The organism is Streptomyces sp. NPDC057136, from assembly GCF_042670885.1.
GTDB lineage: Bacteria > Actinomycetota > Actinomycetes > Streptomycetales > Streptomycetaceae > Streptomyces.
On record NZ_JBHUUV010000031.1, the window covers coordinates 55,937 to 73,891 of the forward strand.

Annotated in this window: 16 protein-coding genes; 11 read left to right on the plus strand and 5 right to left on the minus strand. The window is 70.3% G+C overall.

The window, feature by feature from the left end; genetic code table 11:
- The first annotated feature begins 313 nt into the window (after positions 1-313).
- From ACFT7S_RS29330 to ACFT7S_RS29375, 10 genes are all read left to right on the plus strand, one after another.
- Positions 314-1,189: an amino acid ABC transporter permease gene (locus tag ACFT7S_RS29330; RefSeq protein WP_382736999.1), complete on the plus strand. Its 876-nt coding sequence runs from the start codon at positions 314-316 to the stop codon at positions 1,187-1,189.
- Positions 1,186-3,027, plus strand: a complete 1,842-nt coding sequence (locus ACFT7S_RS29335; protein ID WP_382737001.1) for an FAD/NAD(P)-binding protein — start codon at positions 1,186-1,188, stop codon at positions 3,025-3,027. Before ACFT7S_RS29330 ends, ACFT7S_RS29335 begins: the two co-directional genes overlap by 4 nt.
- Before the next feature lie 45 nt (positions 3,028-3,072).
- Positions 3,073-3,993 (plus strand): amino acid ABC transporter permease, encoded by a 921-nt coding sequence (locus ACFT7S_RS29340; protein ID WP_382737003.1) that lies wholly within the window; start codon positions 3,073-3,075, stop codon positions 3,991-3,993.
- Between the two features lie 29 nt (positions 3,994-4,022).
- Entirely contained in the window at positions 4,023-4,775 is a 753-nt protein-coding gene (locus ACFT7S_RS29345; RefSeq protein ID WP_382737066.1) for an amino acid ABC transporter ATP-binding protein, read from the plus strand.
- A 39-nt stretch (positions 4,776-4,814) separates the two neighbouring features.
- Positions 4,815-5,789, plus strand: a complete 975-nt coding sequence (locus tag ACFT7S_RS29350; protein ID WP_382737005.1) for an ABC transporter substrate-binding protein — start codon at positions 4,815-4,817, stop codon at positions 5,787-5,789.
- A 15-nt stretch (positions 5,790-5,804) separates the two neighbouring features.
- Positions 5,805-6,878, plus strand: a complete 1,074-nt coding sequence (locus ACFT7S_RS29355) for an LLM class flavin-dependent oxidoreductase (protein WP_382737007.1) — start codon at positions 5,805-5,807, stop codon at positions 6,876-6,878.
- 14 nt (positions 6,879-6,892) lie between these two features.
- Positions 6,893-8,173 (plus strand): NtaA/DmoA family FMN-dependent monooxygenase, encoded by a 1,281-nt coding sequence (locus tag ACFT7S_RS29360; RefSeq protein WP_382737068.1) that lies wholly within the window; start codon positions 6,893-6,895, stop codon positions 8,171-8,173.
- Between the two features lie 3 nt (positions 8,174-8,176).
- Positions 8,177-8,974, plus strand: a complete 798-nt coding sequence (locus ACFT7S_RS29365; protein WP_382737009.1) for a DUF1684 domain-containing protein — start codon at positions 8,177-8,179, stop codon at positions 8,972-8,974.
- Between the two features lie 273 nt (positions 8,975-9,247).
- On the plus strand, positions 9,248-10,147 hold the full coding sequence (locus ACFT7S_RS29370; RefSeq protein WP_382737011.1) for a S1 family peptidase: 900 nt from the start codon (positions 9,248-9,250) through the stop codon (positions 10,145-10,147).
- 139 nt (positions 10,148-10,286) lie between these two features.
- Entirely contained in the window at positions 10,287-10,766 is a 480-nt protein-coding gene (locus ACFT7S_RS29375) for a hypothetical protein (protein WP_382737012.1), read from the plus strand.
- A 7-nt stretch (positions 10,767-10,773) separates the two neighbouring features.
- Here the strand turns inward: ACFT7S_RS29375 and ACFT7S_RS29380 are convergent, their stop codons facing one another.
- A complete protein-coding gene (locus ACFT7S_RS29380) occupies positions 10,774-11,700 on the minus strand; it encodes a DUF4231 domain-containing protein (protein ID WP_382737013.1) in 927 nt (308 codons plus the stop codon).
- Positions 11,701-12,089: 389 nt separating this feature from the next.
- Between ACFT7S_RS29380 and ACFT7S_RS29385 the strand changes: the two genes are divergently transcribed.
- On the plus strand, positions 12,090-13,175 hold the full coding sequence (locus ACFT7S_RS29385) for a S1 family peptidase (RefSeq protein ID WP_382737015.1): 1,086 nt from the start codon (positions 12,090-12,092) through the stop codon (positions 13,173-13,175).
- 94 nt (positions 13,176-13,269) lie between these two features.
- Here the strand turns inward: ACFT7S_RS29385 and ACFT7S_RS29390 are convergent, their stop codons facing one another.
- From ACFT7S_RS29390 to ACFT7S_RS29405, 4 genes are all read right to left on the minus strand, one after another.
- A complete protein-coding gene (locus tag ACFT7S_RS29390; RefSeq protein WP_382737017.1) occupies positions 13,270-13,767 on the minus strand; it encodes a phospholipase in 498 nt (165 codons plus the stop codon).
- A 190-nt stretch (positions 13,768-13,957) separates the two neighbouring features.
- The gene (locus ACFT7S_RS29395) at positions 13,958-15,199 is read right to left on the minus strand and encodes a VWA-like domain-containing protein (protein WP_382737019.1); all 1,242 of its coding nucleotides are present in this window, start codon (positions 15,197-15,199) and stop codon (positions 13,958-13,960) included.
- Positions 15,196-16,470 (minus strand): AAA family ATPase, encoded by a 1,275-nt coding sequence (locus tag ACFT7S_RS29400; RefSeq protein ID WP_382737021.1) that lies wholly within the window; start codon positions 16,468-16,470, stop codon positions 15,196-15,198. Before ACFT7S_RS29400 ends, ACFT7S_RS29395 begins: the two co-directional genes overlap by 4 nt.
- 48 nt (positions 16,471-16,518) lie before the next feature.
- A complete protein-coding gene (locus tag ACFT7S_RS29405; RefSeq protein ID WP_382737023.1) occupies positions 16,519-17,904 on the minus strand; it encodes a hypothetical protein in 1,386 nt (461 codons plus the stop codon).
- Positions 17,905-17,955 lie beyond the last annotated feature (51 nt).

Below are 17,955 nucleotides of genomic sequence, written 5' to 3' on the forward strand. Positions count from 1 at the left end.
CGAAAGGGCGCGAGCGGGTGAAGCGGAAACGCAAGGGGTCAGCTCAACAGGAAGAGGACCACACGCGACCGAAGTCGATGTGGGAGCGGGTGACCAGCCATTGCTGCGCATACATGGCCCCAGTGGAACAGGCATCTGTGTGCACGTCAACTGAGCCGAGACGTACGACTCACAGTGTGGACAAGCTTGACAACAGGCCACGTACAGCGCTTGTCTCGGAAGTGGACCGGCGCTGAGGGGCCCGGTCCACGTTGTGATTCTTTGCTGTGAAGGCACGTCCCGTGTTCGATCTCTGCATCCACGGAGCCTTCGCATGTCTGCGCAGCCGGATACCCTCCCTTCCCCACCGCCCGCCGTGCCCCGCCCACTTGGCAAGGACGCCGACACCCCTGCCCTGCGGATCGTCCCGGTGCGCCGAACGGGACAGTGGGCAGCGGCTGTTGCCGTACTGATCCTCCTCGCCCTGGCGCTGAGCTCCGTCGTCCGCAACGACGCCTTCCAGTGGGAGGTCGTCGGCGCCTACTTCACGACCGCAGCCGTCCTGCGCGGACTCGGCCTCACGCTGTGGCTCACGGCGCTCGTCATGGTGCTCGGCTTCGCTCTCGGCACCGTCCTCGCCGTGCTCAGACTCTCCGCCAACCGTGTGCTCCAGGCAGTCAGTTGGGGGTACGTCTGGCTGTTCAGGTCCACGCCGATCCTGGTCCAGCTGCTCTTCTGGTTCAACATCGGTTCGCTGTACCCACAGATCCTCGGCGTCAGCACGGTGAACCTGCTCGGCCCCGTCACCGTCGCCGTCATCGGGCTCACGCTGCACGAGGCCGCGTACGCCGCCGAAGTCGTCCGCGGCGGCATCCTCTCCGTCGAGCGTGGCCAGCTGGAGGCCGCCCATTCGCTCGGCCTCGGACCCTGGCGCCGGCTCCGCCGGATCGTGCTGCCGCAGGCGATGCGCTCCATCGTCCCGCCCGCCGGGAACATGCTGATCGGCACGCTCAAGGGCACCTCGATCGTCAGCATCATCGCCGTGCAGGACCTGCTCTACTCGGTGCAGCTCGTCTACCATCGCACCTACCAGGTCATCCCGCTGCTGCTTGTCGCCACCCTCTGGTACGTCGCCGTCACCTCGCTCCTCAGCATCGGGCAGCACTACATCGAACGGCACTACGCACGCGGCACGGCAGGCACCCGATGAGCGCCGCACCCACCCTCGTCGTCATAGGCGGCGGACCGCGCGGCACCGGTGTCATCGAGCGCATCGCCGCCAACGCCGGAGACCTGTACGGGGACCGGCGCCTCGACATCCACCTCGTCGACCCGCACCCGCCGGGCGGCGGCCGGATCTGGCGGCAGGACCAGTCCCCGCTGCTGCGGATGAACTCCATGGCCGAGGACGTCACCATGTTCACCGACGACACGGTGCGGCAGGAGGGCCCCGTACGGCCGGGACCCGCCTTGCACACCTGGGCGGCGGACGTCCGTGACGGGCGTACCACCGTCGACACGGCACCCGAGATCCTCGAAGAGATCAAGGGGCTCGGCGGCCAGGACTTTCCCAGCCGCCGGCTGCAGAGCGCCTATCTGCGCTGGGTGTACGAACAGTCCGTGGCCGCACTCCCGCCGGGCATCACCGTGCACGAGCACCGTGGTCACGCCCTGCGCGTCACAGGCCCGCGCGGCGGCCGCCAGCGTGTCTGGCTGGAAGGGCGCACCGAACCCCTGCTCGCCGACCTCGTCGTCCTCACCATCGGGCACCTCGATGCCGAACCGGACGCCGGACAGCAGGAGTTGACGGTCTTCGCCGACCGGCACGGACTGGTCCATCTGCCGCCGGACTTCACCGCCGACAGCGACCTCTCCGCCCTGTCCGCGGGCGAACCCGTCATCGTCCGCGGCTTCGGTCTCGCCTTCATCGATCTGATGGTGCTGCTCACCGAGGGGCGCGGCGGCCGGTACGAGAACGGCGTCTACCTTCCCTCCGGCCGGGAGCCCGTGCTGCACGTCGGATCGCGGCGCGGGGTCCCGTACCACTCCAAGATCGGCTACGTCTGGGAGGGCGAACGGCCGGTCCTGCCACGCTACTTCGGCCCCGCCCAGGCCGAGGAACTATTGGCGAGGCCCGGGCCGCTCGACTTCCGGCGCGATGTGTGGCCGCTCGTCGAGAAGGAGCTCGGCCACGCCCACTACCACCGGCTGTTCACCGCCCATCCCGAGCGCACCGCCGTCGAGTGGGCCGCCTTCGAGGAGAAGTACGACGCCTCGGACCCCGGCAGCCCCGAACTGGCCGCCCTGGTCTCCGCCGCCGTGCCCGGCCCCGCCGACCGGCTCGACCTTACGGCGCTCGACCACCCGCTGGACGGCGTGCGCCACACCTCGTACGACACATTCCAGGAGGGGCTGCGCGGCTACATCACCGCCGATCTCGAACGCCGCCACGACCCCGGCCACAGCCCTGATCTCGCCGTCTTCCTCGGACTGCTCTCCGTCTACGGGCAGCTGATCCGGCTCGGTGACATCGGCACCTGGTGGCACGGCTACTTCAGCTACCTCGCCTCCGGTCCGCCTGGGCCCCGGCTGCGTCAGCTCCTCGCCCTCTCCCGGGCCGGAGTCGTCCGCTTCCTCGGCGCCTCGGTCACCGTCGAGGCCGACGAGGAACAGGGGATCTTCCGCGCCGGCAGCGCCACGGTGCCCGGCGAGCGGATCGAGGCCAGGGCCCTGGTCGAGGCCAGGCTCCCCGACCCTTCGCTCCAGCACACCCGCAGCCGCCTGCTCCGCGGGCTGTACGAGGACGGGGCCGCCGCCACAGCCACGGGGCTGCTCTCCGTCGACCCGGGCGACGGCCGGATTCTGGACCGGGACGGCCGCCCGCACCCTCGCCGCTTCGCTCTCGGGCCGAACACCACGGCGCGTTCCAGCGGGGCATTCACCCGGCCGCGCACCGGCGGTCCGGCCTTCGGGCAGAACGACGCCACCGCACGCACCGTGCTGACGTTCCTGCGCGACCTCTCCTGTCGCGGCCGCCTCAGCGCCTGATCCGCGGCTCCCCCTTCTCATATACAAGTCGCCAAAGGAACCTTCATGTCGCTCACCAGCGATCCACCGATCGATCCAGCCATTGATCCACCCATCGACAAAGAGACCTATGTGGACCCGGCTGCCGCCGTCGAGGAATACGCGAAGCTGACTGTCGTCCCGGTGCGCCACCCCTGGCGCTGGGCCGCCGTCGCGGCAACTGCCGTGCTGCTCGCCCAGTTCCTGCACGGTCTCGTCACCAATCCCGGCTGGGAATGGGACGTCTTCGCCCGGTTCTTCACCACCGAGACCATCCTCAAAGCCGTCTGGGTCACCCTGCAACTGACCTTCTACGGCACCGTGCTCGGCTTCGCGCTCGGCATCGTGCTCGCCTTCATGCGGCTGTCGGCCAGCCCGTTCCTCAGGTCCGTCGCCTACGCGTACATCTGGGCGTTCCGCTCCATTCCCCTCATCGTCCAGCTGCTGTTCTGGTTCAACCTCGCCTACCTGTACAAGGAGCTGCAGTTCGGCATCCCCTTCGGGCCGGGCTTCTTCTCCTTCGACACGATGAACCTGGTCGGTGCGATGAGCGCGGCCGTACTCGGACTGGCGCTGCACCAGGCGGCGTACGCGGCGGAGATCGTCCGGGGCGGTGTACTCGCTGTGGACAGCGGCCAGTTGGAGGCGGCGGCCGCCCTCGGGATTCCCCGGCTGCGGCAGCTGCGGCGGATCGTGCTGCCGCAGGCGATGCGCTCCATCCTGCCGAACGCCGCCAACGAGATCGTGTCCCTCTTCAAGGGCACCTCGATCGTCTCCGTGATGGCGATCGGCGAACTCTTCTACCAGGTCCAGGTCGTCTACGGACGCAACGGCAGGGTCGTGCCCCTGCTGATGGTCGCCACGGTCTGGTACATCCTCCTGACCACCGTGCTCTCCGTCCTCCAGTACTACGTCGAACGTCACTACGCCAAGGGGGCCGTGCGATGAGCACCAGCACCACCGAAATCCCGGATGCCATGGTCGAAGTCCGGTCCGTGCACAAGAGCTTCGGCACCCTCGAAGTGCTGCGCGGCATCGACCTCTCCGTACGCCCCGGGGAGGTGACCGTCGTGCTCGGCCCCTCCGGCTCGGGGAAATCCACCCTGCTGCGCACCATCAACCACCTGGAGAAGGTCGACCAGGGCTGGATCAGCGTCGACGGCACCCTGATCGGCTACCGCAGGGACGGCAACAAGCTGTACGAGCTCCGTGAGCGGGAGGTCCTGCGCCAGCGCACCCGGATCGGTTTCGTCTTCCAGAACTTCAACCTCTTCCCGCACCTCACGGTCCTGGAGAACATCATCGAGGCGCCGGTCGCCGCGCTGCGCCGCCCCCGCAAGGAGGCCGTCGCCGCCGCGGAGAAACTCCTCGCCCGGGTCGGCCTCGCCGACAAGTCGGGGACGTACCCCAAACAGCTCTCCGGAGGACAGCAGCAGCGCGTCGCCATCGCCCGCGCGCTGGCCCTCGAACCGAAACTGCTGCTCTTCGACGAGCCGACCTCGGCACTCGACCCCGAGCTGGTCGGCGAAGTCCTCGACGTCATCAAGGACTTGGCGCATCAGGGCACCACGATGATCGTCGTCACGCATGAGATCGGCTTCGCCCGCGAGGTCGCCGACACCGTCGTCTTCATGGACGAGGGACGGATCGTCGAGCAGGGCACGCCCGCCGATGTACTCGACCGCCCCGTCCAGGAGCGCACCCGCGCCTTCCTCTCCAAGGTCCTCTGAACCGTGATCCCACAGTTCCCGCACTCAAGGAGTACGTCCGTGTCCGTCCGCCGCCACGCCCTCGTCGCCACGCTCGCCACCCTCGCCGCCGCCGGGCTGCTCACCGCCTGCGGTACGAGCGACGCCGCCGAGGAGGTCAAGCCGAAGGGTCAGAAGGGCACCGGGATCAATATCGGCCCCGACCAGAACCGGATCCGGGGCGAGAAGGACGCCGCCATCGCCGCCAAGGTGCCAGAAGCGATCCGCAAGCGCGGCACGCTCCGGCTGGGTGGGAGCGCCGACGCATCGCCACCACTCGGTTTCTACGCCACCGACGACAAGACCCGGATCGGCTCCGAGATCGACATAGCGACCCTGATCGCCGACACGCTCGGTCTGAAGCCGGAGTTCGACGAGGTCTCCTGGGAGAACCTCTTCGTCGGCCTCGACAGCTCCAAGTTCGACGCCGTCCTCTCGAACGTCACCGTCACCGAGGAACGCAAGGAGAAGTACGACTTCGCGACCTACCGGCTCGACAACATCGCCTTCGAGGCCAAGAAGGGTTCCGGCTGGAAGGTGAAGGCCCCCGCGGACGTGGCGGGGAAGTCGATCGCCGTCTCCTCGGGCACCAACCAGGAGAAGATCCTCGTCGACTGGAGCGAGCAGAACGTCAAGGCCGGACGCAAGCCGGTGGAGATCAAGTACTTCCAGAAGGACACCGACTACTACCTGGCCCTCCAGTCCGGCCGGATCGACGCCTATCTCGGTCCGAGCCCCTCGGCCAACTACCACGTGGCCTCGGCCGGCCAGTCCGAGATCGTCGGCACGCTGTCCGGCGGCGGTGACGGGATCCAGGGGAAGATCGCCGCCACCACGAAGAAGGACAGCGGTCTGGTCGAGGCCTACGCCGCCGCGATCGACCACATCGTGCAGGACGGTTCGTACGCCGAGGTGCTGAAGCGCTGGGGTCTGTCCAACGAGGCCGTCGAGAAGTCGGAGATCAACCCGCCCGGCCTCCCCAAGACCGAGAACTGACCCGAGAGGTCCCGCATGTCTGCCAGCAGGCCCCTTCACCTGGCCGCCGAGATCGGCGGCCCGCCCCGCTACGACGCCGACCACTACATCGCGCTCGCCCACCTCGCCGAACAGGGCGCACTCGACTTCGTCACGCTCGGCGACTCCTTCGCCCGCCCCGGACTCGACGCGCTCGCCGTGCTCTCCCGGATCGCGCCCGCCACCGACCGGATCGGCCTCGTGCCGACCGTCACCACCACCCACACCGAGCCCTTCCACGTCTCGTCCGCCGTGGCCACCCTCGACTGGGTCAGCCGGGGCCGGGCCGGCTGGAACGCCGACGTGTCCACGACCGAGGCCGAGGCCAGGCTGTTCGGCCGGCGCCCCGCCGCGCCCGCCACCGAGCTCTGGCAGGAGGCGGGCGAGGTCGCCGACGCCGGGGCCCGGCTGTGGGACAGCTGGGAGGACGACGCCGAGATCCGGGACGTCGCGACGGGACGGTTCGTCGACCGGGACAAGCTGCACTACACCGACTTCGAGGGCCGCACCTTCTCGGTCCGCGGCCCGGCCATCGTGCCCAGGCCGCCCCAGGGCCGGCCCGTCACCGTCATCGACGGCACGAGCGGCCCGGCCCGCGAACCGGCCGCCCGCCACGCCGATGTCGTGTACGCGCGAGCCACCACACCCGAGCAGGCCGCCGCGATCCGTACAGATGTACGCCGACGGGCCGCCGCGCACGGCCGTGACCCCGACACCCTGCGGGTCCTGGTCGCGCTCACCGTCGACCTGGGGGACGCCGAGACCACGCCCGCACCGGGTCTCCTCAGCGGACCGCCGCTCGCCGGAGGCGGCTCCTACTACCGGGGCGGCCCGGTGGACCTCGCCGAACTCATCACCCGGTGGCACCGGGGCGGAGCCGTGGACGGCTTCCACCTCACGCCCATCGCACCCGAACGCGACCTCGAAAGGATCGTCAACGGCACCGTGGCCCTCCTCCAGCACCGCAGCCTGTTCCGCACCTTCTATCCCGGGGGCACGCTCCGCGAACACCTCGGCCTGGCCCGCCCGGCCAGCCGTTACGCCCTCGCGCGGACAGGGGAGGGGGCATGAGCACGCCGAAGCAGATGCATCTGGCCGCCCACTTCCCGGGCGTCAACAACACCACGGTCTGGGCCGACCCCCGCTCGGGGAGCCAGATCGACTTCTCCTCCTTCGAACACCTGGCCAGGACCGCCGAACGCGGCACGTTCGACTTCTTCTTCCTCGCCGAAGGGCTCAGGCTGCGCGAGCACAACGGCCTGATCCACGACCTGGACGTGGTCGGCAGGCCCGAATCCCTCACCGTGCTGAACGCACTCGCCGCCGTCACCGACCGGCTCGGCCTCGCCGCCACGGTCAACGCCACCTTCAACGAACCGTACGAACTGGCGCGCCGGCTCGCCTCGCTCGACCACCTCAGCGGCGGGCGGGCCGCCTGGAACGTGGTCACCTCCTCCGACGCCTTCACCGGAGAGAACTTCCGGCGCGGCGGCTACCTCGACCGGGCCGACCGATACACCCGGGCCGCCGAATTTGTGTCCACGGCACGGGAGTTGTGGGATTCCTGGACGCCGGACGGGGTCTCCCGGCCGGTGACGCACAGCGGAACGCACTTCGACATCGCGGGGGAGTTCACCGTCCCCCGCGCTCCCCAGGGGCACCCCGTCGTCATCCAGGCCGGGGACTCCGCCGAAGGCCGCGAGTTCGCCGCCTCCGCCGCCGATGTCATCTTCACCCGGCACGGCACACTGGAGGCAGGCCGCGCCTTCTACGCGGACGTCAAGGGACGGCTGGCGGCCTACGGACGCAGGCCCGAGGACCTGAAGATCATGCCCGGCGTCAGCTTCGTCCTCGGTGACACGGACGCGGAGGCCCAGCGCAACGCCGACGACATCCGCCGCCTCCAGGTCTCCCCGCAGAACGCCATCCTCGCCCTGGAACAGGTCTGGGGCCGCGACCTCTCCTCGTACGATCCCGACGGGCCGCTCCCCGCGACCGACCCGGACCCCGACTCCGCGCTGGTCCAGGGCCGGGTCAGGGTCGGCGACCCCCTCGAGGTCGCCGCCAAGTGGCGCGCGCTGTCGGAGGCCAAGGGGCTCTCCATCCGGCAGACCGTCATCGAGACGACCGCCCGGCAGTCCTTCATCGGCTCACCGGAGACCGTCGCGGCGGGCCTCGCGGAGTTCGTCGCCGCCGACGCGGCCGACGGATTCATCCTCGTACCGCATCTCACCCCGGGCGGCCTCGACGACTTCGTCGACAGGGTCGTGCCGCTGCTCCGGGAACGCGGGGTCTTCCGCTCCGAGTACACCGGCTCCACGCTGCGGTCGCACCTCGGCCTGGCCGAGCCGGTATGGAAGGGTTGACCCATGAGCACGGACGAACAGCAGGACCGGCAGGACTGGCAGAGCTGGCACGAAGAGCGCATCGTCAAGGTCGCGGCACCGTACGGTCCGCTGTCCCTGACCGGCACCCACTGGCTCTCCGACTACCCGGACGGTCGAATTCCGGCCGCCCCGGGGCAGTGGCGGGAAGACGGCGAAGGAGTGCTGCTCACGGCCACGCCCGAGGACGGTCTGAGCGTCGACGGCAAGCCGCTGACCGGCGAGATCAGGCTCACTGCCGACCGCGGGCCGATCGACGAGGCCCGGGTGACGCACGGCGCGCGCCGACTGGTCGTGCTGAGCCGTGAGGGGCTCTGGGCGGTACGGGACTTCGACCCCGGGTCCGCCACCCGGCAGGCGTTCCGGACCATCGACGCCACCCCGTACGACGCGGGCTGGGTGCTGCCCGGCACCTTCCGCCCGTACCCGGCCGACCGCACGATCCGGGTCGAGAACGCCGACGGGATCGAACGGGGTCTGGGGCTCGGTGGGGAGATCACCTTCGAGGTGGACGGCGCCGAGCGCACGCTCCAGGTCGCGGTCGAACCCGACGGTTCGCTCTGGGCCGTCTTCGCCGACGCGACCAGCGGAAGCAGCAGCTATCGCTTCCGTTTCCTGCGGCCCGCGCCGCCGGCCGCGGACGGCAGCGTGACCGTCGATTTCAACCGCGCGCTGCTGCCGCCCTGCGCCTTCGCCGACCACTTCATCTGCCCCTTCCCGCCGCCCGGCAACACCCTTCCCGTCCCCGTCGCGGCGGGTGAGCGGAACCGTATCGACGCCTGACCCGTCCCACCGTCACACGGACGGTGGACACAGTCGCCCGGCCCCGGCAGCGGATGAGCTGCCGGGGCTGTTCGCGCGCCCGCCCGCGGGCGGCCGAAACACGCCCTTGCGCGGCGAGTTGTGCGCACCGAATACTCCCGAACAGCGCTTGTCAGAGGCACGGAGCGTCCGGAGTGCGAACACATCCGGTATACGGACGTCTCGCTGACTGCGCCTCACGGGTCCCGCCACCCCACAGGCAGGGCCCCCGATTCCCCTCGGGAGGAACGAAAAGTGAGGATCAAGCGCACCATCCCCCTCAGTGGCATTGCGAGACGGAGCAGGCTCATCGCCGTCTCGGCCGGCCTCGTCGCCGTCGCCGCTCTCGCCGTACCGTCCGCCAACGCCGACTCCGCCGCGACGTTCAGCGCCAACCAGCTCAGCGCGGCGAGCGATGCCGTGCTCGACGCCGATGTGGCGGGTACCGCCTGGAACATCGATCCGGCCACCAAGAGCCTTGTCGTCACCGTGGACAGCACGGTCTCGCAGGCGGAGATCAAGAAGATCAAGGACACCGCCGGGGGCAACGCGGGCGCCCTGCGGATCGAGCGCACCCCGGGCACGTTCAGCAAGCTGATCTCCGGCGGCGACGCGATCTACGCCTCCAGCTGGCGCTGCTCCCTCGGCTTCAACGTACGGAGCGGCACCACCTACTACTTCCTGACCGCCGGTCACTGCACCGACGGCGCGGGCACCTGGTGGTCGAACTCCGCGCACACCACCACCCTGGGCACCACCTCGGGATCCAGCTTCCCGACCAATGACTACGGCATTGTGCGCTACACCAACACCACCGTCACCAAGTCGGGCACCGTCGGCAGCCAGGACATCACCAGTGCGGCCAACGCGACGGTCGGGATGTCCGTCACCCGCCGCGGTTCCACCACCGGTACCCACAGCGGGTCCGTCACCGGTCTCAACGCCACCGTCAACTACGGCGGCGGGGACATCGTCTACGGCATGATCCGCACAAATGTGTGCGCCGAACCGGGCGACTCCGGTGGTCCCCTCTACTCGGGTACGAGGGCGATCGGTCTCACCTCCGGCGGCAGCGGCAACTGCTCGTCCGGCGGTACGACGTTCTTCCAGCCGGTCACCGAAGCACTGAGCGCGTACGGCGTCAGCGTTTACTGACGGCCCGAGATCACAGACCTTCGACGATGAGCCCCTGCCCGGATGTCCGGGCAGGGGCTCTTGTACGTCACGCGGCTTTTGAGAGGATGTCAGGGCGCCCGACCGCAGCCAGCCACCCACCCCAGGGGGTTCCAGGTCCGTGAAACGCATCGGAGTGACCGGCCACCGCACCATTCCCCAGGAAGCGTACGAGCAGGTGCTGGAGGGGCTGCGGGCGGTGCTCGGCGCTCTGGACGGTTCCGTGGAAGCCCTCTCCAGTCTGGCCGCCGGGGCGGACCAGCTCTTCGCGGACCTCGCGCTCGCCCGCGGCGCGCAGCTCACCGTGGTGATCCCCAGCGGGGACTACGAGGCGTGCTTCGCCGACGCCGACGAACTCGCCGGCTACCGGACGCTGAAGGAGCGCGCGACCCGTGAGGTCGTGCTGGACTTCCCGCACTCCACGGATGAGGCGTACTACGCGGCGGGCGTCTACATCGCGGAGAACTGCGACCGGCTGCTCGCGGTGTGGGACGGCCTGCCGGCCCGGGGTCTCGGCGGCACGGGCGACATCGTGACGTACGCCCGCGACCGCGGACTGCCGGTCACCGTGATCTGGCGCGAGGGCGTCCGGCGCAGCTGATGACTCCTCACATCTGGTGGCGGGCAAGCCAGTCGGTGTGCTGGGGGGAGACGATCCGTTCGGTCTCGAAGACGGCGACCGGCCACTGCCGCTCGGTGAGCGTGGTCTCCATCGCGATCTGCATCGACTCCAGATCCTTCTCCACGAGGGAGTGGGCGGAGATCAGCGGGTGGTGCCGGCGCATCTCGTTCCACGCCAGACAGGCGGCCGCCGCGGCGGAGAGCACCCCCGGCAGCGCGAAGGACCGGGCGAGCCCGAAGGTCTGGAGCAGGGTGAAGAGCAGGGCGAGCGCGGTGAGCGCGGCGATGGTGACAGACCAGACCGTGGTGCCCCGCCGGGAGGTCTCCTGGCGTCTGCGGTACCAGCCGCGCTGTTCGATCAGGCGGTCGCGTACGTATGTCTCCTTACGTACGGTGAACGCCTTGTCCCGTAACGCGCGCATCGAATCCGTGATGAGCCCACCGGAATCGGCCAGTTGATCCCTGGGATCGATCCAGCCGACTTTCCGGAGTTCCTGCAGTCCCTCTTCGAGACGGTTGGCGAAGACCGCTTCCGGGTGCTGCGTAGCGGATTCGAAAGGCGAACCGTGCACGGCAAAGCGCCAGCACATCGATTTGATGAACTCGGCCGCCGAACGATTCAGCTGCCAGTGCGACTTCGCTTTGCGCCGGGACGCGAAGAACGTCGTCACGAGAACGCCGAGATAGGCGAGTACGGCTATGAGGGCGCTGAGCCGCAGGGAGCCGCCGGTGTCCCAGTGCCAGGGCAGGGCGGCCGGTACGGATCCCAGCACCAGCAGGATCAGCTGGCCGCGGGTGGTGTTCACGGCCTCCCGCTGGCGTGCGATGGCGATGGCGTCCGTGTGGTGAAAGAGCGCCGGAAGATCCGCGTTCCTGAAGACCATGCTCTGCAGCGGTCCTGGAATCGCCGTCATGCTCACCCCCGCTATGCGGTTTCAGTGGTCACTCTGCGAATGGAATGGCTGATTCCGTGCTGTCCGGAGCAGTGGGCCGTGCTGCGGGGCGTGAAACGAGTGAACGCCCTCATCTGCTTGCCGGGGACAAGAGACTAAAGTCGCGCGCCGGACACGGCAATGGCGCAAGCCCCGTCCGGACCGCTCCCGGACGCCGTCCCGGCCGGCCTCGACGGGTGACATGGCCGTCCGCCACCGGAAGTGAACGTAACGAAACCGAAGCGTTGTTGTCGTGTGTGCGTCCTGAGTGCGACCTTGTGCGCGTTTCACCGCATGGGAATAGTGAGCGCCCCATCCTCCGCGTACGGACACCCCACTTGTCCCTGCGCGGCCCCACAGGAGGTCGTAAGTTGAAGCATCGACGCATATCCAGGAAGCGCGCGCTGACGGCCGGAGCGGCCGTCGTCGCCCTGGTCGCGGCCGGAGTCACCCTCCAGACCGCGAACGCCAGTGAGGACACGCCCCTGCCGACCGTACGCACGCTGACGGCCGGCGCGGCAGGGACCCTCGCCACCACGCTGGACAAGACCCTGGTCGGCGGCACGGCCGGCGCGTACTACGACGCCGACACGAAGAGCCTGGTCGTGAACGTCCTCGACCAGACCGCCGCGGAGCAGGTGCGGACGGCGGGCGGCAAGGCCAGAGTCGTACAGAACTCGGACGCGGAGCTGTCGTCGGCCCGGCAGACCCTCACCGACCGGGCCACCATCCCCGGCACCTCCTGGGCGGTCGACCCGGTGAGCAACAAGGTGGTCGTCACCGCCGACCGTACGGTGAAGGGCGCGGCCTGGGACAAGCTCACGGCTGTGGTCGAAAAGCTCGGCGGCAAGGCCGAACTCAACCGCTCCGCAGGGGAGTTCAAGGCGCTGATCGCGGGCGGCGACGCGATCTGGGGCGGGGGCGGGCGCTGCTCGCTCGGCTTCAACGTGGTCAAGGGCGGCGAGCCGTACTTCCTCACCGCGGGACACTGCACCGAGTCGATCACCAGCTGGTCGGACGCGCAGGGCGGTGCGGAGATCGGCGCGAACGAGGGCTCCAGCTTCCCGGACAACGACTACGGTCTGGTCAAGTACACCTCCGACGTGGCGCACCCCAGCGAGGTCGACCTCTACAACGGTTCCACGCAGCCGATCACCAAGGCGGGCGAGGCGACGGTCGGCATGGCGGTGACCCGGAGCGGCTCCACCACCCAGGTGCACGACGGTGAGGTCACCGCGCTGGACGCCACGGTCAACTACGGCAACGGCGACATCGTCAACGGGCTCATCCAGACGACGGTCTGTGCCGAGCCGGGCGACAGCGGCGGCTCGCTCTTCTCGGGCGACACCGCGATCGGCCTGACCTCGGGCGGCAGCGGCGACTGCTCCTCGGGCGGCGAGACGTTCTTCCAGCCGGTGCCGGAGGCGCTGGCGGCGTACGGGGCCGAGATCGGCTGACCCGGCCGACGATACGAGGGGCCCGCTCGCCTCACTCCGTGTGAGGCGGGCGGGCCCTTTGCCTGCGGTCGGAGCCGGAGCCGGAGCCGGATGGTCAGGCGGCCCGGGCCGGTCCGTCGGAGCTCGCCTTCGCCGGTGCCACGCCGAAGATGTCCACGGCGTGGTAGTACGTCCATGCCGTGCTGTTGCACGCGGTGAGCGTCGCTCCGGAGTAGGCGGCGCATACGCGCTTGAGGTCTGCGTAGAACGCGGAGTCGATGCGCGACTTGTTGGCGGAGAAGGTGCCGGCGGCCTTGTAGTTGCGGTAGCCGAAGTCGTGGCGTGCGCAGGCCTTCTGGAAGGGGAAGCCGAACGGGTTGTCGGGCGAGCTGCTGCAGTAGTCCGTCGACCAGTCGAAGCCGTACGCGGCCCAGGCGCCCTGGTTGTTGCGGGCGGTGTTCCAGGCGTTGTAGCTGGAGAGGCTTGTCTGGGTCCAGGAGCTGAGGACCTGGGGCTTGTCCGCAGGGGCGGCCGAAGCGGACGCGGCAGGGAGCAGGGCGAGCGGGAGCGACAGGGCGACCGCGGCGAGCGGGACGGCGAATCTGCGACGCATGAGCAACCTCCGGTGAATGACGGGGAGTTGGGATGGTCGTGTTTCTCGTGGGTCTCACGGGACCGCTCCAGAATGACGCCATGTACCTGTCATGCCCAGCTGTTGTGTCGGCTGGACGCCAAGAATTGGGCTGCAGGTCGGGCAGCGGCCACGGGAGGGCCGCCGCCCGTCACGACGGCCGGTGGGAGGATCACCCGATGGTGACCGTGCGCGCCCACTCGGGCGGCGAGTCCGGTACGTAGTTCGGGTCGTTCTCGTCCCACGATCTGCCGGAGTGGTGCCGGGGGAACAGCCCCACCACCGTCCGGCACGCCGGTTGCGCGCTCGGCCAGCGCGTCTGCCCGTCGGTCAGGACCACGATGACATCCGGCCGGGGGTTCGTCCGCAGCGCCCTGGCGAAGCCCGTACGCAGATCCGTACCCCCGCCGCCCACGAGCGGGATGCCCTCGCCGCGGCACAGCGGGTGCACGATCCGGGCCGCCGCGTCGCACGGCAGCACGCTGATCAGGTCGCGACGGCCGCCCACGGCACTGGAGATCGCGGCAACCTCCAGGAGCGCGCTGCCCAGTTCGGCGTCACTGACCGAGCCGGACGTGTCGATGACCACCGAGACCCTGGGCGGTCTGCGCCGCAGGCTCGGAAGAACGACGCCCGGCAGCCCGGCCGAGCGCCGCGACGGGCGCCCGTAGGTGTAGTCCTCGCCCGCACCGGCGCCGGATGCGGCCGAGCGGACGGCCGCCCCCAGCAACTCCCGCCACGGCTGCGGCGGATGGAACGCCTCCTCCGCCCACCGCTTCCAGCTCTGCGAGGAGTTCCCCGGGCGGCCGGTGATGCCCTGCGCCACCCGGAACCGGACCGCGTCCTGTTCCTGCGCGCTGAGGCCGTGCGCGCCGTCCGGTCCCAGGTCCCATTCCCTCTCCAGCCCGTCGGCGCCACTGCCGCAGTCGAGCCAGGTGAACTGCTGCGTATACGGCCCGAGCCGGAACTGCCGGAGGTAGTCCTCCATGAGTTCGCCGTCGTTGAGGCCCAGCGCGGCCGGTTCGACCGCGCCTTCCGGCCGGACCAGCCCGTCACCGAACACGTCGTCGTTGATCTCGCAGTCGGCGGCGATGTTCATCCGCAGCCGGTCCCCGGGACCGTTCAGTCCGAGCACCCGCGCCGCCCGGTCACCGCGCCCGTGGTGGTCGCGCAGCAGGTGCGACACCTCGTGCACCCACACGCCGGCCAGTTCCTCCACCGGGGTCCCGTCCACGAACGCGGGCGAGACGTAGCACCGCCAGTGCCGGTCGACGGCCATCGTAGGCACCCGTCGCGACTCCACGGTGTGCAGGGCGAACAACGCCGTGGCCAGGTAGGGACGGGCCCGGGCGGCGTGCAGCCGGGCGGCGAAGAGCTTGTCGAGGTCCAGTGCCCCCGGTACGTCGGGGGTCATCGGCCCGCCTTCGCGGCGACCGCGATCCGGGCCGTGGCACGGTCCGCCGCCCGGTCCGCCCGCCGGGACAGGGACACCGCTCCGGCGAGCTGTTCGATCGATGCCGGAACATCCCAGTCCTCCTGGCGCAGCGCGGCGAGTGTGGTCGCGGGGACGACCACCAGGTCCGGTGCGCCGGTCTCCAGCGCCCGGACCAGGAGCTCCCAGGCCGCGTCCCAGCGGGACTTCTCCGGGCGATTGCGGACCGCCGCCACCACACCGTCGAGTACGGCCTGCCGCAGATCTCCCCGCTCGGGCAGCTCGGCCCCCGCCGGGTCGGCGAGCAGCGTCTCGGGGTCCGGGAGGTCCATCCGGTCCAGGCTCGCCAGCAGCTCAAGGCCCGGACCGTCGCCCACGGTGCCCCTGACCAGCAGGGAGAGTACGTCCCGGGAGGAGCCGGCCGCGGTCGCGAAGGCGATCAGGTTCAGCGTCATGTCCCAGCTCCGGGGCGAGGGCCAGGGGCCGCCGCGACGGGCTTCGCTGCCGGGCAGCTGGTGGACGAGCTTGGGGCGGCCGGTGAGGAGCCCGCACACGGCGCGGCGGGCGAAGTCCACGGCCTGCGGCAGCTTTCCGGGGTCGAGCCGCGGCAGCGTCGCCCGGGGCCAGGTCCCACCGAGGCCGCGTACCACGACCTCGTGGTCATGGATCCACTGGAGATGGACGAACCGGTTGGCCAGCGGAGGGCTCAGCTCCCAGCCGTCGGCCGCCGAGGACCGCGGATTGGCGGCGGCCACGATCCGTACCCCGGGCGGCAGTTGGAGGGCGCCGATCCGCCGCTCCAGTACGAGGCGGAGCAGCGCGGCCTGAACGGCCGGGGGCGCGGTGGACAGTTCGTCGAGGAACAGCAGGCCCCGCCCGGCCCGTACCAGCCGCACCGCCCAGTCCGGCGGGGCCATCGGGACACCCTGTTCCGCGGGATCGTCGCCGACGATGGGCAGCCCCGAGAAGTCGGACGGCTCATGCACGCTGGCGATGACCGTGGTCAGCGGAAGGTCCAGGGACACGGCGAGTTGGGTCAGGGCCGCGGTCTTGCCGATACCCGGCTCACCCCACAGGAGGACGGGCAGGTCGGCGGCCACCGCCAGGGTCAGGGCCTCCAACTGGTTATCGGGGCGGAGTTCGGTGGTCGTGTCGCGCAGCAGAGCTGTCAGCTCGCCCGCGATGTCGAGTTGGGAGGCCTGAGCCGGTACAGCGGGGGCTTCGGACAGGGCGAACGGAGTGCATGTGGGCATGGGTGATCACCTTGGGTCGTCAGGAAGAGGAAGGGGCGTCGAGCCGGGTCAGCGCGAAACGGCCCGGCGCGGGCGCGGGAGGCGGTCGGGGACATGGCTGCGATCCGGGCCGCAGCGCCCGGGTCCGGGACCGATCAGGTCCGCCCTGAACAGCCCGTAGGTGATCCGCCGTCGCGCGGCGGCCTCAAGTTCGTCCCGCAGAGCGCCGGTGCGCAGCAGTGCGCCGGGGCCGAGCAGACCCTCGACGACGGCCAGCGCTCCGGCGATGTCGCCGTGGTCCAGACGGTCGCGTACACCGGCGAGACAGTCCGGACGACGGTGCGCCTCGTCGATGGCCTGGAGGCAGGGAAGCGGCGTACCGGTCAGCGCGACCAGCAGTTCTTCCCGGCGGACCTCGGCCGGATCGTGGTCCAGCGGGGCCAGGACCCCGTCGACCAGACCGATCCGGTGCTGATCCCCCCGGCAGTCCACGAGGTGCGGCTGCCCTGCCCGGTCCGGTGCCTGTGACGGAGCGGACGGCTCATGGCCCGGTACGAGTGCCGAGGCGACCAGCGGGTGCAGCCGGCCGGCGCCGATCGCACCGCTGCGGAGCAGTTCCAGGTCGGGCAGGACCCAGGTCGCCGCGTCGGGCAGGACCGGCGGCGTCGGGACGTCGCCGTCCGCGGCCGGCGAGACCCGCACGCGGGGCGGCCCGAGACCGTCCGGGTCCCCGACCAGGTCGAGGAGCAGCTGATGCCGGCCCCCGAACCGCACGGCGACGGTACCGGTGGACTGCCCCTCGGAACGGAGCAGCAACTCCGCCTCGGCGGCCCACCGGTCGACGGCGCAGTGGCGCCCCGGCGGCACCAGCTCTGCAAGATCAGGGCGGTCTTCGGGCGGCCGGTCGGCCCCGGACCTGACCCGCAGCTCATCGGTCCTGCGCGCGTCCCACAGATGGCGGTGCAGATCGAGACGGAACCGCTGGTTCGGATGGGGGTGCGGATGGCGGCGGGTGCCGGCCTCGGAGCGCGAGCCGTCCCACAGCGCGAGGCTGATCCGCTGACCGGCATCCGCCCAGGCGGGCGGGGTCCGGACCACGAGGTGCACCGGGTGCGCGCCGTCGTGCCCGGCGCCGTCGTACCGGGCCAGTGCGAGGGTCAGCCCCGGCCGCAGCATGCCGTGCGGGGCGATTCTCGGCAGATGCCAGCGCAGCAGGTCGGGAGCCAACTGCCGTAGATCGGCCCGGAGTCGGGCCATGAGTTCCTGACCGTGGGTGCGTGCCACGGCCCGTAGGCTGAGATCGACGTCGACGCCTGCGGCGGCGCACGCTCCTGCCCAGTCCCCGGCAGAACGACGGGCGGTCGCAGTCTCGATCATGGAGGGCGGCACGGCGAACTCTCGCACGCGCGGCCAGAATGAAGGGCGGGAATCCCCAGTCGCGTTCCTGGTGAGCATCAGCACTCACCTTGCGCGGACGGGGCCCCCAATCTGCTTACAGAATGAGTG